The sequence below is a fragment of the Vibrio sp. Vb0937 genome, assembly GCF_033338855.1.
Map to the genome: position 1 here is coordinate 1 of NZ_JAWOTK010000168.1, position 1,495 is coordinate 1,495.

Here is a 1,495-nt window from a genome sequence, read left to right on the forward strand (position 1 = left end):
GAAGTGAAAATTACGGTTGTTCCTAACTCAGACATGGAAACACCGCACTTTGAAGTAATTCGCGTACGCGAAGGTGAAGAGTTTGATTTAATTTCTTACCTACTTCCTAAGAAGTTGGAAGCAATGAAAGAAGCAGAAGGTAAAGAACCTTCTGAAACAGACATCAAACCTAAGCGAATCGAAGAGCCAGTTCTTAAGGGCTTTGCAGCGCCAGCTCAAACCGCTCCAGCTCCTGTTTCTAAACCTGCGCCGGTAGCGAAGAAGAAAGAAGTAGAGCAAGAAGCAAAACCTGGCCTATTCAGCCGTTTGTTTAAAGCACTAGGTAGCTTCCTATTTGGTGGTTCTGAAGAAGTAAAAGAAGAACCAAAACAAGAAGAGAAGAAATCAAACCGCGACAACAAGCGCAACAAACGCGATCGCAACGACCGTCGTCGTAGCAACCAACGCGATAACCGCGATAACCGCGAAGGTCGTGAAAACCGTGATAACCGTCGTCGCCGTAAGCCTCGTGAAGAGCAAGCAAATGAGCAAAACGAAGCTCAACAGCCTGCAAACAAACAGCAACCAAACCGTAGCCAGAAGCGTAAGCCAAAACCTCAACAAGCTGAAAAAGCTCAAGAGCCGAAAGCAAACGCGAAAGTAGCGGAAAAAGGCTTGCAACTTGCGGCTGAAGCTCGCTCAGAAGTGAAGCCTGAAGAGAATAAAGCGAAAGCAAACGCGAAAACAGAGAAAGTCAAAGAGCGCCGTCAACGTCGCAAACTGAACAAATCTGTTCGTGTTAAAGATCAACTTGCCGATGAGCAAGTAGAAGAAACAACAGTAAAAACAATTGAACCTGTTGAGTCTCAAGTAGATCAAGCCGTTGATACAGCAGCAGACGCACAGCAAGACAACAAGCAAGGTGAATCGAAACAACGTCGTAACCGTCGTTCTCCTCGTCACCTACGAGCAAGTGGTCAACGTCGTCGTCGTGGTCGTGATCGTCGTCCTAACCCATTCCGTCTGCGCAAAGGCGGTGTAGCATCTCCTGAGATGGCAATGGGTAAAGTGATGCCACGTTACATTCCAAAACCAGCGCCTAAGAAGGAAGAGCGAGTTCAGGAAGAAGCGGTTGTGGCAATTGCAACTGTACCTGCTATGCAAGGTGGTTTTGCTTGCCCTGAAATGGCAATGGGTAAAGTCATCATCCGTCGTGAGCAACCAGCGGTAGCTGAAGCACCTGTTGTTGAACCTAAAGTTCAAGAAACAGTAGAAGCTAAAGCTGAATCACCGATTGTTGAAGCTGTAGCGCCTGAAAAGGCAGAGCCAGTAGCGGTTGATCAAGCTCCTGTAGAGCCGATCGTTGAAGTGGCTGAAGCACCTGTTGCGGAAGCAACAACAGAAACAGTTGTTGAAGAAGCTCCGGTTCAAGAGCCAGTCGTTGCAGAAACTGTGGAAGAAGCAGCAACAGAAGTTGCCGTTGAAACTCCAGTAGCAGCGCCAGAGATGAAAGCTG

General features: G+C 47.7%; 1 pseudogene. It reads left to right on the forward strand.

The annotated features are described in order from the left end of the window. Positions 1-1,495, forward strand: a pseudogene (locus R7P67_RS24120) (ribonuclease E); the annotation flags it as partial.